General features: G+C 55.0%; 1 rRNA gene. It reads left to right on the plus strand.

Annotation, left to right across the window (positions count from 1 at the left end):
* The first annotated feature begins 165 nt into the window (after nt 1-165).
* Nucleotides 166-1,690, plus strand: a 16S ribosomal RNA gene (locus IEY71_RS18230).
* The last annotated feature ends 122 nt before the right edge of the window (nt 1,691-1,812 follow it).

A 1,812-nucleotide genomic window follows, 5' to 3' on the forward strand; every position in this document is an offset into this window, starting at 1 on the left:
TCAACAGCGTGCACTATGTTCAATGCCAATTTATTGAACCCCAGCCTGCTTTTTGGAGTGGGTATGGATTCCTTTGATTGATGGACAATTTGATTTTCGAGTCAGTTGTTTCTCTGTCAGTGAACAAACTCTGGGTCGGGCTTTCGGGTCTGGTCTGAATCATTTTTTTTGGAGAGTTTGATCCTGGCTCAGGACGAACGCTGGCGGCGTGCTTAACACATGCAAGTCGAACGATGAACTTGGAGCTTGCTCTGGGGGATTAGTGGCGAACGGGTGAGTAACACGTGAGTAACCTGCCCTGGACTCTGGGATAACTTCGAGAAATCGGAGCTAATACCGGATAGGACCTTGCACCGCATGGTGTGGGGTGGAAAGTTTTTCGGTTTGGGATGGACTCGCGGCCTATCAGCTTGTTGGTGAGGTAATGGCTCACCAAGGCGTCGACGGGTAGCCGGCCTGAGAGGGTGACCGGCCACACTGGGACTGAGACACGGCCCAGACTCCTACGGGAGGCAGCAGTGGGGAATATTGCACAATGGGCGCAAGCCTGATGCAGCAACGCCGCGTGCGGGATGACGGCCTTCGGGTTGTAAACCGCTTTTAGTAGGGAAGAAGCCTTCGGGTGACGGTACCTGCAGAAAAAGGACCGGCTAACTACGTGCCAGCAGCCGCGGTAATACGTAGGGTCCGAGCGTTGTCCGGAATTATTGGGCGTAAAGAGCTCGTAGGCGGTTTGTCGCGTCTGCTGTGAAAACTAGAGGCTCAACCTCTAGCCTGCAGTGGGTACGGGCAGACTTGAGTGGTGTAGGGGAGACTGGAATTCCTGGTGTAGCGGTGGAATGCGCAGATATCAGGAGGAACACCGATGGCGAAGGCAGGTCTCTGGGCACTTACTGACGCTGAGGAGCGAAAGCGTGGGGAGCGAACAGGATTAGATACCCTGGTAGTCCACGCCGTAAACGTTGGGCGCTAGATGTGGGGACCTTTCCACGGTTTCCGTGTCGTAGCTAACGCATTAAGCGCCCCGCCTGGGGAGTACGGCCGCAAGGCTAAAACTCAAAGGAATTGACGGGGGCCCGCACAAGCGGCGGAGCATGCGGATTAATTCGATGCAACGCGAAGAACCTTACCAAGGCTTGACATACACGAGAACGGGCCAGAAATGGTCAACTCTTTGGACACTCGTGAACAGGTGGTGCATGGTTGTCGTCAGCTCGTGTCGTGAGATGTTGGGTTAAGTCCCGCAACGAGCGCAACCCTCGTCGCATGTTGCCAGCACGTTATGGTGGGGACTCATGTGAGACTGCCGGGGTCAACTCGGAGGAAGGTGGGGATGACGTCAAATCATCATGCCCCTTATGTCTTGGGCTTCACGCATGCTACAATGGCCGGTACAAAGGGCTGCGATGTCGTAAGGCGGAGCGAATCCCAAAAAGCCGGTCTCAGTTCGGATTGAGGTCTGCAACTCGACCTCATGAAGTCGGAGTCGCTAGTAATCGCAGATCAGCAACGCTGCGGTGAATACGTTCCCGGGCCTTGTACACACCGCCCGTCAAGTCATGAAAGTCGGTAACACCCGAAGCCGGTGGCCTAACCCTTGTGGAGGGAGCCGTCGAAGGTGGGATCGGTGATTAGGACTAAGTCGTAACAAGGTAGCCGTACCGGAAGGTGCGGCTGGATCACCTCCTTTCTAAGGAGCACTGGATCAGCTTGCTGGTTCCAGGTCAGCCAGATTGAGGCGAACGTTCTCACTGGTTGCTCATGGGTGGAACATTGACATAGGTGCTCGTCTGAATGGTTCAGACCTAGTAC

This window comes from Agromyces mediolanus (assembly GCF_014648575.1).
Taxonomy (GTDB): domain Bacteria; phylum Actinomycetota; class Actinomycetes; order Actinomycetales; family Microbacteriaceae; genus Agromyces; species Agromyces mediolanus.